This window comes from Terrimonas ginsenosidimutans (assembly GCF_022012415.1).
GTDB classification, from domain to species: Bacteria; Bacteroidota; Bacteroidia; order Chitinophagales; family Chitinophagaceae; genus Terrimonas_A; species Terrimonas_A ginsenosidimutans.
In genome coordinates this window covers 88,982-104,664 of the sequence record NZ_JAKLTR010000007.1, presented here as the reverse complement: position 1 = coordinate 104,664, position 15,683 = coordinate 88,982, and the positions used below count along the sequence as shown (strand labels likewise).

At 47.0% G+C, this 15,683-nt stretch carries 13 protein-coding genes; 5 read left to right on the top strand and 8 right to left on the bottom strand.

Annotated features, from left to right (window positions below; translation table 11 throughout):
- Positions 1-57 precede the first annotated feature (57 nt).
- The 3 genes from LZZ85_RS12460 (at position 58) to LZZ85_RS12450 (ending at position 3,065) form a co-directional block, all read left to right on the top strand.
- On the top strand, positions 58-1,242 hold the full coding sequence (locus tag LZZ85_RS12460; RefSeq protein ID WP_237872145.1) for a glycoside hydrolase family 130 protein: 1,185 nt from the start codon (positions 58-60) through the stop codon (positions 1,240-1,242).
- A 21-nt stretch (positions 1,243-1,263) separates the two neighbouring features.
- Positions 1,264-2,478 carry a sugar MFS transporter gene (locus LZZ85_RS12455; protein ID WP_237872144.1) on the top strand — a complete coding sequence of 405 codons (1,215 nt, stop codon included), beginning with the start codon at positions 1,264-1,266 and terminating at the stop codon, positions 2,476-2,478.
- Positions 2,479-2,657: 179 nt separating this feature from the next.
- Positions 2,658-3,065 (top strand): hypothetical protein, encoded by a 408-nt coding sequence (locus tag LZZ85_RS12450; RefSeq protein ID WP_237872142.1) that lies wholly within the window; start codon positions 2,658-2,660, stop codon positions 3,063-3,065.
- A 200-nt stretch (positions 3,066-3,265) separates the two neighbouring features.
- Here LZZ85_RS12450 and LZZ85_RS12445 read toward each other — a convergent pair whose 3' ends face one another.
- Together LZZ85_RS12445 and LZZ85_RS12440 are read right to left on the bottom strand one after the other, a co-directional pair.
- Positions 3,266-4,129 (bottom strand): SDR family oxidoreductase, encoded by an 864-nt coding sequence (locus tag LZZ85_RS12445; protein ID WP_237872140.1) that lies wholly within the window; start codon positions 4,127-4,129, stop codon positions 3,266-3,268.
- A 79-nt stretch (positions 4,130-4,208) separates the two neighbouring features.
- Positions 4,209-4,778, bottom strand: coding sequence for a Crp/Fnr family transcriptional regulator (locus LZZ85_RS12440; RefSeq protein ID WP_237872138.1), 570 nt, complete (start codon positions 4,776-4,778; stop codon positions 4,209-4,211).
- Between the two features lie 215 nt (positions 4,779-4,993).
- Here LZZ85_RS12440 and LZZ85_RS12435 point away from each other — a divergent pair, with 215 nt between their 5' ends.
- The gene (locus tag LZZ85_RS12435; protein ID WP_237872136.1) at positions 4,994-7,294 is read left to right on the top strand and encodes a PAS domain-containing sensor histidine kinase; all 2,301 of its coding nucleotides are present in this window, start codon (positions 4,994-4,996) and stop codon (positions 7,292-7,294) included.
- A 436-nt stretch (positions 7,295-7,730) separates the two neighbouring features.
- Positions 7,731-8,102 (top strand): response regulator, encoded by a 372-nt coding sequence (locus LZZ85_RS12430; protein WP_237872135.1) that lies wholly within the window; start codon positions 7,731-7,733, stop codon positions 8,100-8,102.
- Between the two features lie 176 nt (positions 8,103-8,278).
- On the opposite strand, the gene LZZ85_RS12425 is transcribed toward LZZ85_RS12430, so the two are convergent.
- The 6 genes from LZZ85_RS12425 to LZZ85_RS12400 form a co-directional block, all read right to left on the bottom strand.
- The gene (locus tag LZZ85_RS12425; RefSeq protein ID WP_237872133.1) at positions 8,279-8,635 is read right to left on the bottom strand and encodes a hypothetical protein; all 357 of its coding nucleotides are present in this window, start codon (positions 8,633-8,635) and stop codon (positions 8,279-8,281) included.
- 158 nt (positions 8,636-8,793) lie between these two features.
- Positions 8,794-9,642 (bottom strand): alpha/beta hydrolase, encoded by an 849-nt coding sequence (locus LZZ85_RS12420; protein WP_237872131.1) that lies wholly within the window; start codon positions 9,640-9,642, stop codon positions 8,794-8,796.
- Between the two features lie 713 nt (positions 9,643-10,355).
- Positions 10,356-10,937 (bottom strand): DUF3592 domain-containing protein, encoded by a 582-nt coding sequence (locus LZZ85_RS12415; RefSeq protein WP_237872129.1) that lies wholly within the window; start codon positions 10,935-10,937, stop codon positions 10,356-10,358.
- Between the two features lie 103 nt (positions 10,938-11,040).
- A complete protein-coding gene (locus LZZ85_RS12410; protein WP_237872127.1) occupies positions 11,041-12,972 on the bottom strand; it encodes a sigma 54-interacting transcriptional regulator in 1,932 nt (643 codons plus the stop codon).
- A gap of 185 nt (positions 12,973-13,157) precedes the next feature.
- Positions 13,158-13,952, bottom strand: coding sequence for a sensor histidine kinase (locus LZZ85_RS12405; RefSeq protein ID WP_237872125.1), 795 nt, complete (start codon positions 13,950-13,952; stop codon positions 13,158-13,160).
- A gap of 219 nt (positions 13,953-14,171) precedes the next feature.
- Entirely contained in the window at positions 14,172-15,638 is a 1,467-nt protein-coding gene (locus LZZ85_RS12400; protein ID WP_237872123.1) for a catalase, read from the bottom strand.
- Positions 15,639-15,683: the final 45 nt, after the last annotated feature.

Genomic DNA, 15,683 nt, shown 5'->3' with positions numbered 1-15,683 from the left:
AGCCGCATCGTAAAACAATCAAACCTTCGATACTTGAAACTTTAAAACCTTCAATTAATGAAACAAATCCTTTTTCTTGCATTGGCCTATTTACAGATCATAATGACCTCATGCGGCGATTCACAGCCGGAGAAAGAAATTACAAATTCATCTTCCGATACTGCTATGACAAAGTCAACTGTCCAGGCATGGATGGTTCAGCCTTTCGTGAAGCAGGATGCGGTCAACCCGGTCCTCAAACCCTCGCCCGTTGTTTTCAGGGATCCTATATTGAATGCTGACGTGGCCTGGGAAGCAAAGGATGTTTTTAATCCTGCTGCCGTTGTCCGCAATGGAAAAGTGTACCTGTTATACCGTGCAGAGGATACCATCGGGCGCTTTGCCGGTACGTCGAGGATCGGCCTCGCTTCCAGTGAAGACGGTTTGCATTTTACCCGGGAGAATGCTCCCGTGCTTTATCCCGCGAATGACGCATTCAAAAAATATGAATGGGAAGGCGGATGTGAAGATCCCCGGATCGTCGAAGATGAAAAGGGCACTTATTACATGACATATACTGCGTATGACGGAAAAACCGCAAGGCTTTTCATAGCTACGTCGACGGATCTTGTAAAATGGGTCAAACATGGTTCTGTATTTAAAAATGCAGAAGGTGGAAAGTATATCAGTTACTGGTCCAAATCAGGATCCGTCGTTGCCCGCAGGGACGGAGAAAAACTTGTTGCCACAAAGATCAATGGCAAATACCAGATGTATTGGGGTGAATCAAATATCTATATGGCAACCTCTGATAACCTGGTGGATTGGACTCCCGTTCCTGAAACCGATCCTTCAAAATACCAGTATGATTCTCTGCGGAAATATCCCGCCTTCAGGATCGTATTCGGACCGCGTAAAGGAAAATTTGACAGCGAACTCGTAGAACCCGGCCCACCGGCGTTGTTGACAGATGCGGGCATTTTATTTTTCTATAACAGTAAGAACAGCCCATCCTTCGGAGATAGATCCCTTGCTAACGGCACTTATGCAGCCGGGCAGATCCTGCTGGATAAAAATGATCCGTTCAAAGTGATCGACAGAAGTGATAATTACTTTTTCAAACCGGAAAAGGATTATGAGATCACCGGGCAGGTCAATAATGTTTGCTTTATCGAAGGACTGGCACCATTCAAAGACAAATGGTTTCTTTATTACGGAACCGCCGATTCCAAGATCGCTGTTGCGGTTGCTGAACAAAAATAATCATCTCAAAGATTTACTTCAATGAAAGCAGCATTTACCGAAAAGAAATACCTCGTCACATTAGCGTTCGTAATAAGCCTGTTCATGATGTGGGGCGTTGCAATGACCATGGGCGATGTACTAAATAAACATTTCCAGAACGTTCTTCATGTAAGTAAATCACAATCCGGGTTGGTCCAGTTCTCCGTTTTCGGCGCCTATGCCGTCATGGGGATTCCCGCAGGACTTTTTATGAAAAGATTCGGCTACCAGCGTGGTGTTTTACTTGGCCTCTTGCTTTTTGCCGCAGGCGCCTTCCTGTTTATTCCGGCTGCGAATGCAGCATCTTTCTCCTTCTTCCGCTTTTCTCTTTTTATACTGGCCTGCGGCATGGCCACACTGGAAACAGTAGCGCATCCTTTTGTTGCTTCACTGGGACCTCAATCGACAAGCGACCAGCGACTGAATTTTGCGCAGGCATTCAACGGGGTCGGAACGATCATCGGTCCGGCCGTAGGCGGAATGTTCATCCTGAGCAGTGCTGTAGCTGCCGATCTTGAAAGTGTAAAACAGGTATATATCATCATTGGAGTGATCGTTGTTGCCGTCGCCATTGCGTTCTCGCTGATAAAAATCCCGTCGATCAACACATCATTTGATCCCCACCAGGATCAAAGCGTTGATCAGAAACTCGTATCCGCACCGAAACGGCTGTTCCAGCATAAACATTTTATCTGGGCGATCGTTGCACAGTTCTTCAACGTTGCTGCACAGGGCGGGACCTGGGCATTTTTCATTAACTACGGGCATGAAAAGATGGGACTGAGTGATGAAAAAGCATCCTATTATTTTAGTTTCAGTATGGTGCTGATGATGGTGGGCCGGTTTGCGGGAACATTCCTGATGCGTTATGTAAAGCCAAATCGTTTACTGGCCTTATTCGCTTTTGGGAATATAGTGATGTGTATTATCGTAGCACAGAGCGCGGGCTGGATCTCATTCATTGCCTTACTGATGATCAATTTCTTTTTCAGCATCATGTTCCCAACGATCTTCAGCCTTGGGCTTAAAGATCTCGGACGGCATACGCAACAAGCTTCTTCGTTTATTGTGATGGGCGTTGTTGGCGGAGCGGTCTTCCCTCCGTTGATGGGACTGGTTGCAAATAAGGACGTCGCTTCAGCGTATTATTTGCCGATCATTTGCTATGCGGTGATCATGTTGTTTGGGTTAAAACTTTTTAAGACGAGTGATTGATATAGCGCTTAATGACGGGCGTAGAGGGACGCGGCGGAACGATGCGCAACGGGCGCGGTGAAAACAGCCATGGCAACCATTATATAAATCAAACTACCCGAAGAGAACTGCCAGAAAAATATCTTCTAAGCGGTGATGACCATTTCCGTCCTGGAACGATAATACGGAAACTCATCATTATGATCTCCACCAAAAGCAAAAAATGGCTTTCCTGTATCGCTTTATTCGTTGTCCTTTTAAGCGCCTGTAAAAAAGATAAAGAAGAAAATGAAGATCCGGCGGGATACTGGAAAGGATTATATGCCAGTGGCTCCTTAACACCAAGCCAGCCTTACGCAGTATTATTCAGACCCAACGGAACTGTAAGAGTGTACTCGCAGTCAAGCGATACAAGTAAAGGGCCTAAGGCGGAAGGCACTTACAAGGTCGATGGAAGCACCATCACCACCAGCTATACCTACTTTACCGGGACCATCACAGGCAGCTTTTCCACTACTGCTTCGAGTGACGGCAGCTCGATGGCCGGTTCTTACGGCAGTGGTTCAGCTGCAAGCGGTGGCGGTACGTTTCACTTATCCCGTCAATGAGACCAGGTTGTCTATTCTGTTGATGGCAGTAGCCGGCTGCCTGAGAACAGATAATAGTTGAAGATTCAAAGTCCGCGGTTATACCGGCGGACTTTGAATTACTTCCCCAAGCCAATTCCAAATCATTGAAAGCTGCACACCATTTCTGGCGGACGATGTTCCGGGCCCCGCTTGATAGAACGACCAGGTAACTGACCAACTTACTTTAACAGGTCTCCCAGGCCAAATAACTTCAATGCCTTTGCATATTCGACACTTACGGCATCGTTAGCTCGTTTAACAATTTCTCCTGAAGTGGGATCAACCGTGGTTCTTAATGGCCTTTGTCCATTTGGTAAATTGATCAGTTTCACCACAGCATCTGCCACATCCTGAGGGTCAGGCTTTGCAGCTTCAACCATTTGACCAATGGCGGCGAACATTTTATTGGGGTATTCCGCGATCGCCTGGTAATCGTCAGCAACTGATGCGTCAGCGCCAAACTGTACTTTCTGAGACATTTCAGTAGGAAAAGTTCCGGGCTGAATGATGGCCACATCCACTCCCAAAGGCCTTAATTCATAATGCAGACCTTCGCTTATTCCCTCCAAACCAAACTTTGAAGCACCATATACTGCGGAAAAGGGAAAGGAGAACGTTCCGAACCCGCTTGAAATATTGATGATCAAACCATCCGATTGCTTACGCATGGACGGTAAAGCCAGTTTCATCAGCCTCCAGGGCGCAAATACATTTACATCAAAGATCCGCTGAACGTCTGCAACAGTCGCGCTTTCAGCCACGCCGAACATCGCAGCACCCGCATTGTTGACCAATACATCGATCTTGCCTTCCGCAGCTATAATGGTATCAAAGGCATTTTTAACACTTGCCTCATCTGTCAGCGATACATCCAGCACAGTTACATTTTCTACCTGTGCCAGAGCCTTTGCCTTATCCGCATTCTTTCCTTCAGTGTCTCTCATGGTGGCATAAACTTTATGCCCCAGCGCTGCAACGGAATGAGCGGTAAGCCATCCAAAACCGCTGTTCGTTCCTGTTATCAATACAACCTTTTTGCTCATTTTTTTTGTTATTTAAGATAATGAAGCAAAGGTTGGATTATAAAAAATGAAAACATTTACCATTTGGTAAAAAGGACTTTCAACGGATATTCTTCCTTATTCTGCTTAATGATTGTTGCGTGATCCCCAGGTAAGATGCAATATGAGAAAGCGGAATGCGATTGACAAGACCCGGAAACTGTTCAATGAACGATAAATAACGGGTGGTAGCATCTTCTGAAACTAACGGGCTACGTCTTTCGATCGTTTTCAACAAACAGTTTTTAAGTATCAGGTTTGTAATAGTATGCCATCCCACAATCGTGTTACCGATCTCGTCCCAATCTTTCTTTGAAAATACAAGCAGCGTACAATTGGTAACAGCCTGTATATACTCGGAAGCCACCACTTGCGCTTCAAACTTTTGCTGATCAGAAACAAAATTATTCTCATCAATAAAAAAATGAGTGATCTCTTCTCCTTTGTTGTTGTAATAGCAGAAACGAACGACACCCTCAAGAATAAAACCAACTTGCCTCGGGATCTTTCCGGCTTCGGAAAAATATTCGTCCTTCTCAAGTAAAAGCTCTTTTGCCTTGCCTGTAATGAGGTCTGTCTGTTGCTTGTTCAGATTTCCAAATTGTAATAGATAGTCTATGAACTCTTTCATAGGTTAAATTTCGGGATTACTGCGGGCATTTATTTACCATATGGTAAATAGTTCAGTAAGCAGATCAAGGGGGTACGCGCGGCAATTCAGCCTGACTGCCGATGTTCTAAGAACCTCCACTGACATCATCCCGGTCCGGGAAAACCCCTAACTTCCCAGGTTTACTGGGTGGCGTTCTCCGAATATGGTAAATTAGCATCGCCAACTTTCTGTGTATGACAACCAAACAACCAACTTTCCTCTCCTATCCCGGCGAAATGGCAGGCATCATGCGCAAAAAAGACTGGACCAACTCTCCGCTTGGCCCTCCGGCAAAATGGCCATTAAGTCTTCAAACTGCTCTCGGCATTATTCTGCACTCCAAGTTCCCCATGTTCATTTGGTGGGGACCTGAACTGCGCTGTTTTTACAATGATGCTTACCGGCCGAGTTTGGGCAAAGACGGCAAACATCCATCGATTCTCGGCGAACCGGCAGCGGAAGCCTGGGCCGAGATCTGGCCGATCATTTATCCATTGATCAAGCAGGTATTGGATGGCGGAGAGGCCACCTGGAGTGAAGATCAGCTCGTACCTATCTATCGCAACGCTTCTATAGAAGATGTTTACTGGACATTCAGCTACAGTCGCCTCAACAATGATGAAGGTGATCCCTTTGGCATACTGGTCACCTGTGTGGAGACCACGGAAAAGGTGCTCGGCCTCCGGGAATTAAAAGAAACCAACAACCTTCTGCAATTCGCTACAGAAGCTGCTGACCTCGGCACCTGGGATTATGATCCTTTAACCGGAACCTTCATGGGCAACGCACGTCTCAAGAGCTGGTTCGGCCTTGGACCGGAGCATGAAACTGATCTTGGTCTCGCCATCAGCTCTATCGCAGCAAAAGACAGGCAACGCGTCATCGAAAGTATTGAGGCCGCACTCGACTATGATCGCCAGTTGCCTTATGATCTTGAATACACGATCGTTCACCCGGTGACGGGTGTTGAAACAATAGTGCTGGTGAAGGGGCGACCCTTCTTTGATGAGAACCGAAAAGCCTATCGCTTCAGCGGCACCATGGAAGATATCACTGAGAAAAGTCGCACTCGCCAGTTGATGGCGGAAAGCGAGCAGAACCTTAGCAACCTGGTAGAGCAGGCTCCCGTAGCGATGTGCGTATTGAAAGGTCCCCAGCACATCGTCGCGATTGCCAATGAACGGATGATCCGGCTTTGGGGTAAGCCTAAAAAACAGGTCATGCATCGCCCCATTTTTGATGGCTTGCCCGATGCACGCGGCCAGGGGCTTGAAGATTTGCTTGATAAGGTTTACGCCACCGGAACGCGCTTTACAGCACAGGAACGGCCGGTAGAATTACTCCGTGACGGTGCGATGGAAACAGTCTATCAGAATTTTGTCTACGAACCTTTGCGAGACAGCAAAGGTGAGATCGAAGGAGTGATCGCCGTTACGATCGATGTAACGGAACAGGTAATGGCACGCCTCCAACTGGAAGAAGCGGAAGAACGCGCCCGTCTCGCAACAGAAGCGGCAAATCTTGGAACCTTCGATTTTAATATCATTGGAGCAACCGCCATCACTTCTCCCCGCTTCCTGGAGATCTTTGATGCTGATGCCAGCACTCCGCATGCAGAGCTGGTTAACCGCATCCATCCGGAAGACAGACCCATACGTGAACGAGCACATAAGGAGGCTTTACAAACAGGCAGGCTCTTTTATGAAGCGCGGATCATTCACCACGGAGGCGCCATCTCCTGGGTCCGTATTGAAGGCCGTGTTATTGTTGACAAAGCAGGAACCCCTGTCCGCATCGTTGGAACAGCACTTGATTTTACCGAACACAGGGAGCTTGAACAAAAGCGGGAGGAAATGATCGCCATTGCCAGCCATGAGTTGCGCAATCCGATGACAAGCTTGCGTCTTGCCCTCGATTTATTAAGCGTCCTCCTTGAACCACGCGACCAGCGCTTGCTTTTGGAAAAAGCACAGGAACAGGTTCGCCGTCTCATCGCCATGACCACCGAGCTGCTCAACGTTTCTAAGATTACCGCCGGGGAATTAGACCTCAAACCGGAGATCGTGAACCTTCACCGCGTTATAGAAGATAGCATCGCCACCGCTCACGCCGGAACACGCTCTAACCTCTTCTCTATTACCGGCGCCTCGGATATCAATATCAGGGCTGACAGGTTCCGTATCGAACAGGTGCTCGTAAACCTGCTCAGCAACGCGGTCAAATACTCACCCCGGGATTCCGAAGTCATCATCGATGTGTCTCTAAATTCAACTGATATCAAAGTATGCGTAACAGATAAAGGCATCGGTATCGAACCGGATAAGACAGCCATGGTCTTTAAGAAATTTACACGGGTTGATGCCACACGCGGCATTGAAGGATATGGACTCGGGCTATACATTTCAGAACAGATCATGCGTGCGCATGGAGGTCAGATAGGCGTGGAAAGTGAAAAAGGGATCGGTTCCACCTTCTGGTTCACGTTGCCCAGGTAAACATTTTCCCCGGTAACGATCGAATAACCCGGATTTCCCCGGAAGTAAACAAAGTGCGCAAATTATTACCGTCTCGAAAACCCATGGCCGGAAAGTACCGTTAGATACCGGAGCGGGCAGGTTTATCGCCAAACCTTTTGAGATTCATACGTCCAATGCTGCACTTTGCGCGTTTGCGTCACCGGCAGCTGCGGATGATCATGCAGGATAAGCGTCTTTGGACGATGACCTTTGACCAATGCACCAGATCAAACCATTAGCCCTCCCTTTTTCTGCTTAACAGATCTCCCCTGGAAAGACAATCCCTTCTGCCGGAAACGAGCATAAAAGAGCCCGGCAAACGCCTAACGTCGTACGGCCAACAGCTGAATCCGGGAAATTCTTACCTGAATAACAGTGGATGTAAAACTGGCGGGTATTTTGACCTATAACTTTTATGAACCATACCCTACATCCGACAATATTACTGGTTGATGACGAAATGGATATCCTGATCCTGCTGAAGGCCAAACTGAGTAAGGCCGGCTATACCGTCGAAACCAGCTTCAATGGAGAGCATTTCCTGGACAGCGTTCATCAGCATCGCCCAGATCTGATCCTGATGGATATTACCATGAACGGACTTGATGGCGGCAGCCTTTGCCATCTCCTGAAAAGTTCTGACTGGACGCAGCAGATCCCCATCGTGCTGTTTTCCGGAAATGATAATATCCAGGCCATTGCAAAGACTTGCCACGCCGATGCGGTATTGCCCAAACCTTATGACCCGCAAGCTTTTGAAAACGTATTACACAAGTTACTTGGCTAAAAGAGCTGATACTATTGTCAAAGGCTATTTAACGTCCCCTTCCCCTCGCAATTAGCGGCGCCAGACCTACGCTGATTCACCCCCAATAACTTTCCCGGTTTGGCTATCCCATTCCCCATAATCATCCATATACTGACTTCGTACCAGGTTGAATTAACGGGATGACCCGCAAACGCCTACAGAAGTGTAGTCAAATAAATGGCGATTGACACATTAACAAGAAAACTGATCGCCAGTACGGCAAAGATCCAATGCATCTTAACTTGTGCAAGGATCAGCGCATTTGCAAAAAAGGCAAAAAAGATCCCGGTACCAAAGATAACCGGCGCACCACCTGAAGCCCCCGCGAGGATGATCATGACGGCTGCAAAAGTTACATTCAAAAATATTCCGGTAGAAGCAATGCCGATCCTGTTGTACTCCCAGGCAGCTGTATTCTTCCTGATCCATAGTTTAAGATCATTGATGGAATAAAACCTGGAACCCGGGATCGATCTCCGGTGAACCAGTGTAGGAATTGTGTTGGTGTTCATGATTGATAAATTTTAAAAAATGAATAAATCCGGAGGAATATCAAACGGAAGTAAACCCGGAAGCTATGCTTAGCTCTGACAAAAAGAAAGTCTGCCGGCAAAGGATACCAGATCCTGCCCTTCACAAAGACTCATCCCCGCCGGCGCGACCTCCCGTATCAATTATACAAGATCGAAGCTTCTTCCCCGGCCATCTGCCGCCCAATTTGCCTGGCAATAGCCCTGACCTCATTTTCATTCAACCAGTCCAGTATAAAATCAGCTTCATCACGCCAGTTTGAATTCGTCAGGATGCCGTGCGTACTTTCTGGAAACTCACAATAATCAGTTACAGAATGTTGACGCGAGTACCGCTTGAAGTTTCGGAAATTAAGGTGAGCGGGTATCAATTGGTCTTTGCCACCTGATGTGATCAGCAATGGCACATGAGGTTTATTGAAGTCAACCGCTGCCGCATTTGTAAGCCCACCCCTTGCCACCGTCCTGGATTCCGGAATCGCATACAGATCATACGCCAGATGCTGTTCTTCCTTACTGAGTCCGTTTGCAAAAGTCCGGCTGAAATCTTCAAAACTCACCATATGCGTTTTACGCGTCGAAGAGAAAATACCCAGCAGTTTCCAGGTAGCTCTCAAAAACGTGAATTCATAGGGAAAGACTCCTTGCGGTGCCACCGGATGTATCGCAACACCCGCCGTACCAAGGCCCCTGTTGATCAGGATCTGAGCGATCAATCCACCCAGCGAGTGTCCGATGATCACCGGCTTTTCAGGCAGAGATTTTACTATATTCTCGTAATGCTTTACAAGACCGGTCAGCGTTAACTCCGCAAGTCCGGTATCATCCGGGCGTATGTTTCGAAGCGCAGCCGCCGATGCGTTCTTAAATGGCCAGGGTGGAGCGATCGCTTTATATCCATTCGAGGAAAAAAGACTGATCCATCGATCCCAGGTTGTGTGACTTACGAAAGCGCCGGTGATAAAAACCACGTGTTGTTGATTAAGCATAATAATGTTTTTTGAAAATGATGAAATGTTTGTTCATGATCTGAAAATGCAGTCAATCCGCTAAGTCTTCAAAGCCTCCGCGATCTCCACCAACAGCGATGTATGTTGCTCAGGCCACCTATCCGGACCCTCCGTTTAAATGCTGCTGCATCGGCTTCAGGCAGAGATAAAAGACAACCATTCAAAGACTCAGGAAAAGCTGCACCATTGCTCATGCTGAATAAACGGCATACCAAAAAACAATCAACTCATTCTCAACTCATAGTACTATCGCCAATCGATCCGGGTTTACTTTATCTCACCAAAACCTCGAAATGCCGTTAATAGTAGATTGACCTGATCACTGGTGTTCCACTATCCCACTATTAAGAATTTCGTTCGTTCATCTGCGGCTTACCTGATTGCTGATGCAAGTTAACCCGTTGCTGGACCACCTTTATGATCCAGATCATACAATATTTAATAGTCCAGCTACAACAGTCATCACGGCCTGAGCTTATTTTCAAAACACTCAAGGGACGATGAGGGGCATACAGAAATCTCCCTATTTGAGAACAAATAGGGAGCGCATTAGATGGTAAATGGTAAAGATGATCAGGGAAAATCAGGCATGGGGATCAGTCATACCGTTGAAAAAGCTCGACGCTTACCTGCATATCGGTAGAAGGACGGAGAGCTGCTCTTATCTTCGAAACAGCGGCCCGCTCAGATTCTTAATATTTCAATTCAACGACAGCAAACATATCAGGATATTTTTGAGCATACCTTATCTCAATTTCCTTCCCCGGTTGATATGATCCTCTTTCATCCCTTATTGCCTGCTGTACTTTCTCTCCTGGTGTATTGTACTCAATTACTGCATAGGTACGCGAACTTCCCCTGGTACGCCGCGTTTCAATTCGCATTACCCTTGCTGTAGAGAAAGCAACTTCCTCTGACGAAAGTATTTTTTTAACCCGTTGTTCCGATAAAATCCCCAGTTCAACGAAACCTGCTACCAGTGCTGCAAGCCAAACCGGGTAAACAAGGAAGAACAGCGCGTGCGCTGCTTTTCTTACTGCTGATGAGCGGCCCGTTTCTTTATTTTTAATAAGCAGGTGGACGCTGGCCAGCGGATATAACACACACAGCCAGCCGAATATGATGAGAAGATAACCGGTTGCATCTATCCAGAAACTGTTTTTGTATAAATATAGATAACAGATCAGGGAACCGGCACCTGTCAGTAAAAAAGCAACCAGTAAAAAGATCAGCGATTGCTTGATTTGCTTTTTTAAGAAGCGGCTGATTTTCATAAAAGAAAGATAGTTCAAAAACTATCTAACTTAATAACCCATACGGGTTATCATTTCGGCACACAGCCTCGCACCTGCCTGCTTCTATTCCTGTTCTACAATTTCAAAAGGGCATTTTTCTGATCCCGAGCTTTTTGATCTTCGAATTCAGCGTTGACGGATGCAGATCCAGCAGCTCAGCGGCACCACCAGCTCCCCAAACTTTTCCATGGCATTTTTTTAACGCTCTTATAATATGATCCCGTTCATTATCCTCATTTGTCATAAACTCAAAACCCGGCGATGGCGACGGCTCATCCACTACCGGAGGTTCCGGCAAATGCAGACGAGTGATCAGCTCTCCTTTTGCAATTACAGCCGACCTTTCTACCAGGTTCTCCAGTTCCCGGATATTTCCCGGCCAGTCATAGTCCATCGCGCTATCGAGTGCTGCGGGAGAAAGCTGCAGCGACTTACCAAGTTTTTGACTACACAGGTTCACAAAATGCTCCGCCAGCAAAGGAATATCTTCCTTCCTTTCACGTAATGAGGGAAGTGATACAGGGAAAATATTCAAGCGGTAATAAAGATCCAACCTGAAGCGGCCTGCGGCTACTTCCTTCTCCAGGCTTCTGTTCGTGGCGGTAATGATCCGTACATCGATCCTGACCGGCGCGTTCGCGCCGATCCGTTCGATCTCCTTTTCCTGCAGCACCCTGAGCAATTTCGATTGTAACTCTATTGGCATCTCCCCTATCTCATCCAGGAAGATCGTTCCCTTATTAGCCATCTCAAATTTTCCGATCCTCTTATCCATTGCACCGGTAAAAGCGCCCTTCTCGTGTCCAAACAATTCCGATTCGATAAGATTAGCAGGCAATGCGGCACAGTTGATCTTTATAAAAGGCTGTTTACTTCTCTTCGACAGATCATGGATCGACTGCGCGATCCTTTCTTTCCCGGTGCCACTCTCTCCCAGGATCAGCACCGTGGTATCCGCCGGTGCTACCTGGGTTATATTGTCAAAAACTTCGAGCAACCGTGGACTCTTACCAATGATGCCGGGAAATAAAGCAGCCTGGGAAGATACTGCTGAATTAACCGCCACCCTTGCTGTTACAGCTGCCGGCATTCTTCCCATCAAAAACATTTGCTCCACTGCTACAGTGAGAATTGAACGAAATGTCTTCATCAGGACAAGCTGATCCCGTTTATATGCATCCGGCTTCCTGCTGTAAAAAGAGAAAAGAATTATCTCTCCGTTTGAAAGTTTCAAGGGAAGCACCAGTAAAGACTTCATGCCAAAATGTTCGGCGATCAGTTTACGCATCGAAGGCTTCTGCGTCATCTCCGCAAATTCATTTCCGCTGAAGGTCATTGCCTCTTCTGCCGGAAATATCACGTTCTGCAACTCCCCGAGTTGCTTCATGGTTGTTTTTGTGATCGTCTGCAGTTCGTTCAGACCCAGTTGCTGATATTCGTTGAAGCCGATCCGCAGAAAGCTCACAGCCGTATAAGATGCTTCAGCTTCTGACTTTCTTGCTACTTCTATATGATCAAACGCAAGACAGTGTTGAAGCGCAACAGCGGTTTGCTGCATTTTTTCTTCCCAGCTATTCTTACACTGAATGATCTGTTTCAGCTTTTCAGTGAGCACATCCTCTTTGCGAACAGCAGCTTCCACACTGTTCTCATACCGGTACTGTGCAATCTCAAGGGTCACGGTCAGATCCCTTTCACGAAATGGTTTTACAATGAAACCATACGGCTGGGTAGCTTTTGCTGCCACCAGCACTTCATGATTGGAATTGGCGGAAACAAATATGAACGGAATATTTTTCTCCCTTAGTATTTCAGCAAGATCAATACCTGTGCGATCTCCTTTCAGGAAAATATCAACCAGCACCAATTCCGGCACCTGCTGTGAAATGAGCTGAAGCGCTTGCTGCACCGAATGCGCGATCCCCGTTACCTGGTATCCAGCCTTGATAAGCATGATCTCAATATCATTCGCTTCTATGAACTGGTCTTCTACAATTAATATTTTCTGCTTCATGTATAAAATTAATAATCGTAACATTCGACAGCCGGCCTGTCCGACGAACCCACAGCGAATATACACTACGGATCTTCTGAGAAACCTGCACCGAACCCGGATCTCAAATTGAATGGATTTACCGTATTCTTTACGATTGCCCTACGACCATCGATCATCGAACCTTGTTCATCTTTCAACCGCCGTCAACACAACACATATTCCTTACACGTGAACGATAAGCGGATCACTGTACCACCGGTTTGTTTTCCATCCAGTTCCAGGCTTGCGTTCAACTCACCCGCCAGGCCTTTGATCAGCTTCATGCCAAAACTTCCCGGGCTGGATAAACTGACTGATGCCGGTATCCCTATACCATTGTCTTCTACTATCACGTTGAGCTGCCGCCGATGGTCAACCTGAATGCTGATGCTCACCTCTCCTTTTCCTGATGGAAACGCATGCGTGATCGCATTAGTGATCGCTTCATTCAGGATCAGTCCTAAAGGGATAGCAGTAGTTGCATCTGTTTTCACTTTCTCAACATTCACCACAAACCTGATCTCCCGGTCCAGCTGAAAACTTTCCTTCAGGAATTCCAACAGCTCCATCACGTAATCCCTCAAACAGATCCCTGACAGGTCCTCTTCTGTATAAAGACGTTTATGGATCAGCGACATGGCAGAAACGCGTTGCTTGCTCGTCCTGATGGCTGCAATAGCAGCATTATCTTTTAAAAAAGCCGATTGACTGTTCAACAGGCTCATAATGATCTGGAGATTATTCTTCACCCGGTGATGGATCTCCTGCATCAGCCATTTCTTATCTTCCGCTAACCGCTCAGATAGGTGAGTGATCTTTATTATCGATGACTGTTTTTCCAAAACAAGCTGGTCTGCTTTTCGCCTGATGCCTGCCACATAGAACCGGCAACTCAATAGCACTACAGCTGCAGTGATGATAACCGAAATGATAACTGCCAGGCTCAACACACTATTCATATCTGGTATAAGAACCGGGGTTAAGCTGCATCGCTTCCGGTTTCGGTAGGTTCGCACAGATTACGCCAGAAATCCAAAAGGCTGATAGCTTTCTCCATCCTGCTTACAGCCAGAAGTTTAGCGGATCATCCATCACCTCTCCCCCGGATCCCGGCCGTTATCACCTCGAAATATCACAAATCGACACGCAGTTATTAGCGAAATATCGATAATCCCCGCTTAGTCTTCCTTATCCTGCCACACTGTTGCCATCTCCATTCCCAATGCTGATGCCACACCTTCACCATACTTTGGATCAGCTTTGAAGCAGTTACGGATATGCCTTCTTTTGATAAAGTCCAGCGCATCTCCCATCGCCGCGGCTGTATTCGTGAAAAGCAACTGTTGTTCATTTTCGGAGAGCAACCTGAACAGGTTTCCCGGCTGGCTGTAGTAATCGCTGTCACTCCGGTGGTAAAATGCATACGCATCCCCTTTTAATTTCAGTGGCGGTTCTTTGTATGCAGGCTGTTCCTTCCATTCTCCAAAGCTGTTTGGCTGGTATCCTTTCGCACTTCCGTAGTTGCCATCTACTCTCATGGCGCCGTCACGATGATAGGCATGATAGGGACAACGCGATGCATTCACGGGGATCTGCGCATTGTTCACTCCCAGACGATAGCGCTGTGCATCGCCATAAGAAAACAACCGCCCCTGCAACATTTTATCCGGAGAGAATCCGATGCCCGGAACAATATTTACCGGGTTGAATGCAGCCTGTTCTACCTCCGCAAAATAATTATCGGGGTTTCTGTTCAGTACGAATTTGCCAACAGGGATCAGCGGATAATCACCATGCGGCCACACTTTTGTCAAATCAAAAGGATTGATAGGATACTGCTCAGCATCTGCCTCGGGCATCACCTGCACAAAGAACTGCCATTCCGGGTACGCTCCTTTTTCGATCGAATCATACAGGTCACGCTGATGAGATTCCCGGTCATTCCCGATCAATGCAGTCGCCTCTTCATTGGAAAGGTTTTCGATCCCCTGCATCGTGCGGTAATGGAATTTCACCCAGGATCTTTCACCGGCGGCATTGATAAAACTGAACGTATGGCTTCCGAATCCGTGCATATGGCGATATGTTCGCGGAATACCGCGGCTTGACATCGTGATCGTCACCTGGTGTAATGCTTCCGGCAGTAATGTCCAGAAATCCCAGTTATTGTCCGCACTGCGCAGGTTCGTTCTCGGGTCTCGTTTAACAGCATGATTAAGATCGGGAAACTTCATCGGGTCACGGAGAAAGAACACAGGCGTGTTATTTCCCACAAGATCCCAGTTGCCTTCTTCCGTATAGAATTTTAGCGCGAACCCCCGGATATCTCTTTCCGCATCCGCGGCCCCTCGTTCTCCCGCCACGGTAGAAAAACGCACAAACATTGGTGTCACCTTCCCGATCTGTGAAAAGATCGCTGCCTTCGTATACCGGGTGATATCATGCGTTACAGTGAACTCTCCATAAGCACCCGATCCCTTGGCATGCATCCTGCGTTCTGGAATTACTTCACGGTCAAAATGCGCCATCTTTTCCAGGAACCAGAAATCCTGCAGCAATGCAGGCCCGCGATCGCCGGCTGTCATTATATTCTGATTATCGGGAACCGGTGTTCCCGTTGTAGTCGTAAGCTTGTTATTACTCATGATAGATCGATAAATAAATTGAATAGATTTTTTACATAAAATGCC

Bases quoted from the DNA above. Each gene is read 5' to 3' on its own strand.
- LZZ85_RS12460 (WP_237872145.1), top strand. From the start codon at position 58: ATGAAACAAATCCTTTTTCTTGCATTGGCCTATTTACAGATCATAATG.
- LZZ85_RS12455 (WP_237872144.1), top strand. From the start codon at position 1,264: ATGAAAGCAGCATTTACCGAAAAGAAATACCTCGTCACATTAGCGTTC.
- LZZ85_RS12450 (WP_237872142.1), top strand. From the start codon at position 2,658: ATGATCTCCACCAAAAGCAAAAAATGGCTTTCCTGTATCGCTTTATTC.
- LZZ85_RS12445 (WP_237872140.1), bottom strand. From the start codon at position 4,129: ATGAGCAAAAAGGTTGTATTGATAACAGGAACGAACAGCGGTTTTGGA.
- LZZ85_RS12440 (WP_237872138.1), bottom strand. From the start codon at position 4,778: ATGAAAGAGTTCATAGACTATCTATTACAATTTGGAAATCTGAACAAG.
- LZZ85_RS12435 (WP_237872136.1), top strand. From the start codon at position 4,994: ATGACAACCAAACAACCAACTTTCCTCTCCTATCCCGGCGAAATGGCA.
- LZZ85_RS12430 (WP_237872135.1), top strand. From the start codon at position 7,731: ATGAACCATACCCTACATCCGACAATATTACTGGTTGATGACGAAATG.
- LZZ85_RS12425 (WP_237872133.1), bottom strand. From the start codon at position 8,635: ATGAACACCAACACAATTCCTACACTGGTTCACCGGAGATCGATCCCG.
- LZZ85_RS12420 (WP_237872131.1), bottom strand. From the start codon at position 9,642: ATGCTTAATCAACAACACGTGGTTTTTATCACCGGCGCTTTCGTAAGT.
- LZZ85_RS12415 (WP_237872129.1), bottom strand. From the start codon at position 10,937: ATGAAAATCAGCCGCTTCTTAAAAAAGCAAATCAAGCAATCGCTGATC.
- LZZ85_RS12410 (WP_237872127.1), bottom strand. From the start codon at position 12,972: ATGAAGCAGAAAATATTAATTGTAGAAGACCAGTTCATAGAAGCGAAT.
- LZZ85_RS12405 (WP_237872125.1), bottom strand. From the start codon at position 13,952: ATGAATAGTGTGTTGAGCCTGGCAGTTATCATTTCGGTTATCATCACT.
- LZZ85_RS12400 (WP_237872123.1), bottom strand. From the start codon at position 15,638: ATGAGTAATAACAAGCTTACGACTACAACGGGAACACCGGTTCCCGAT.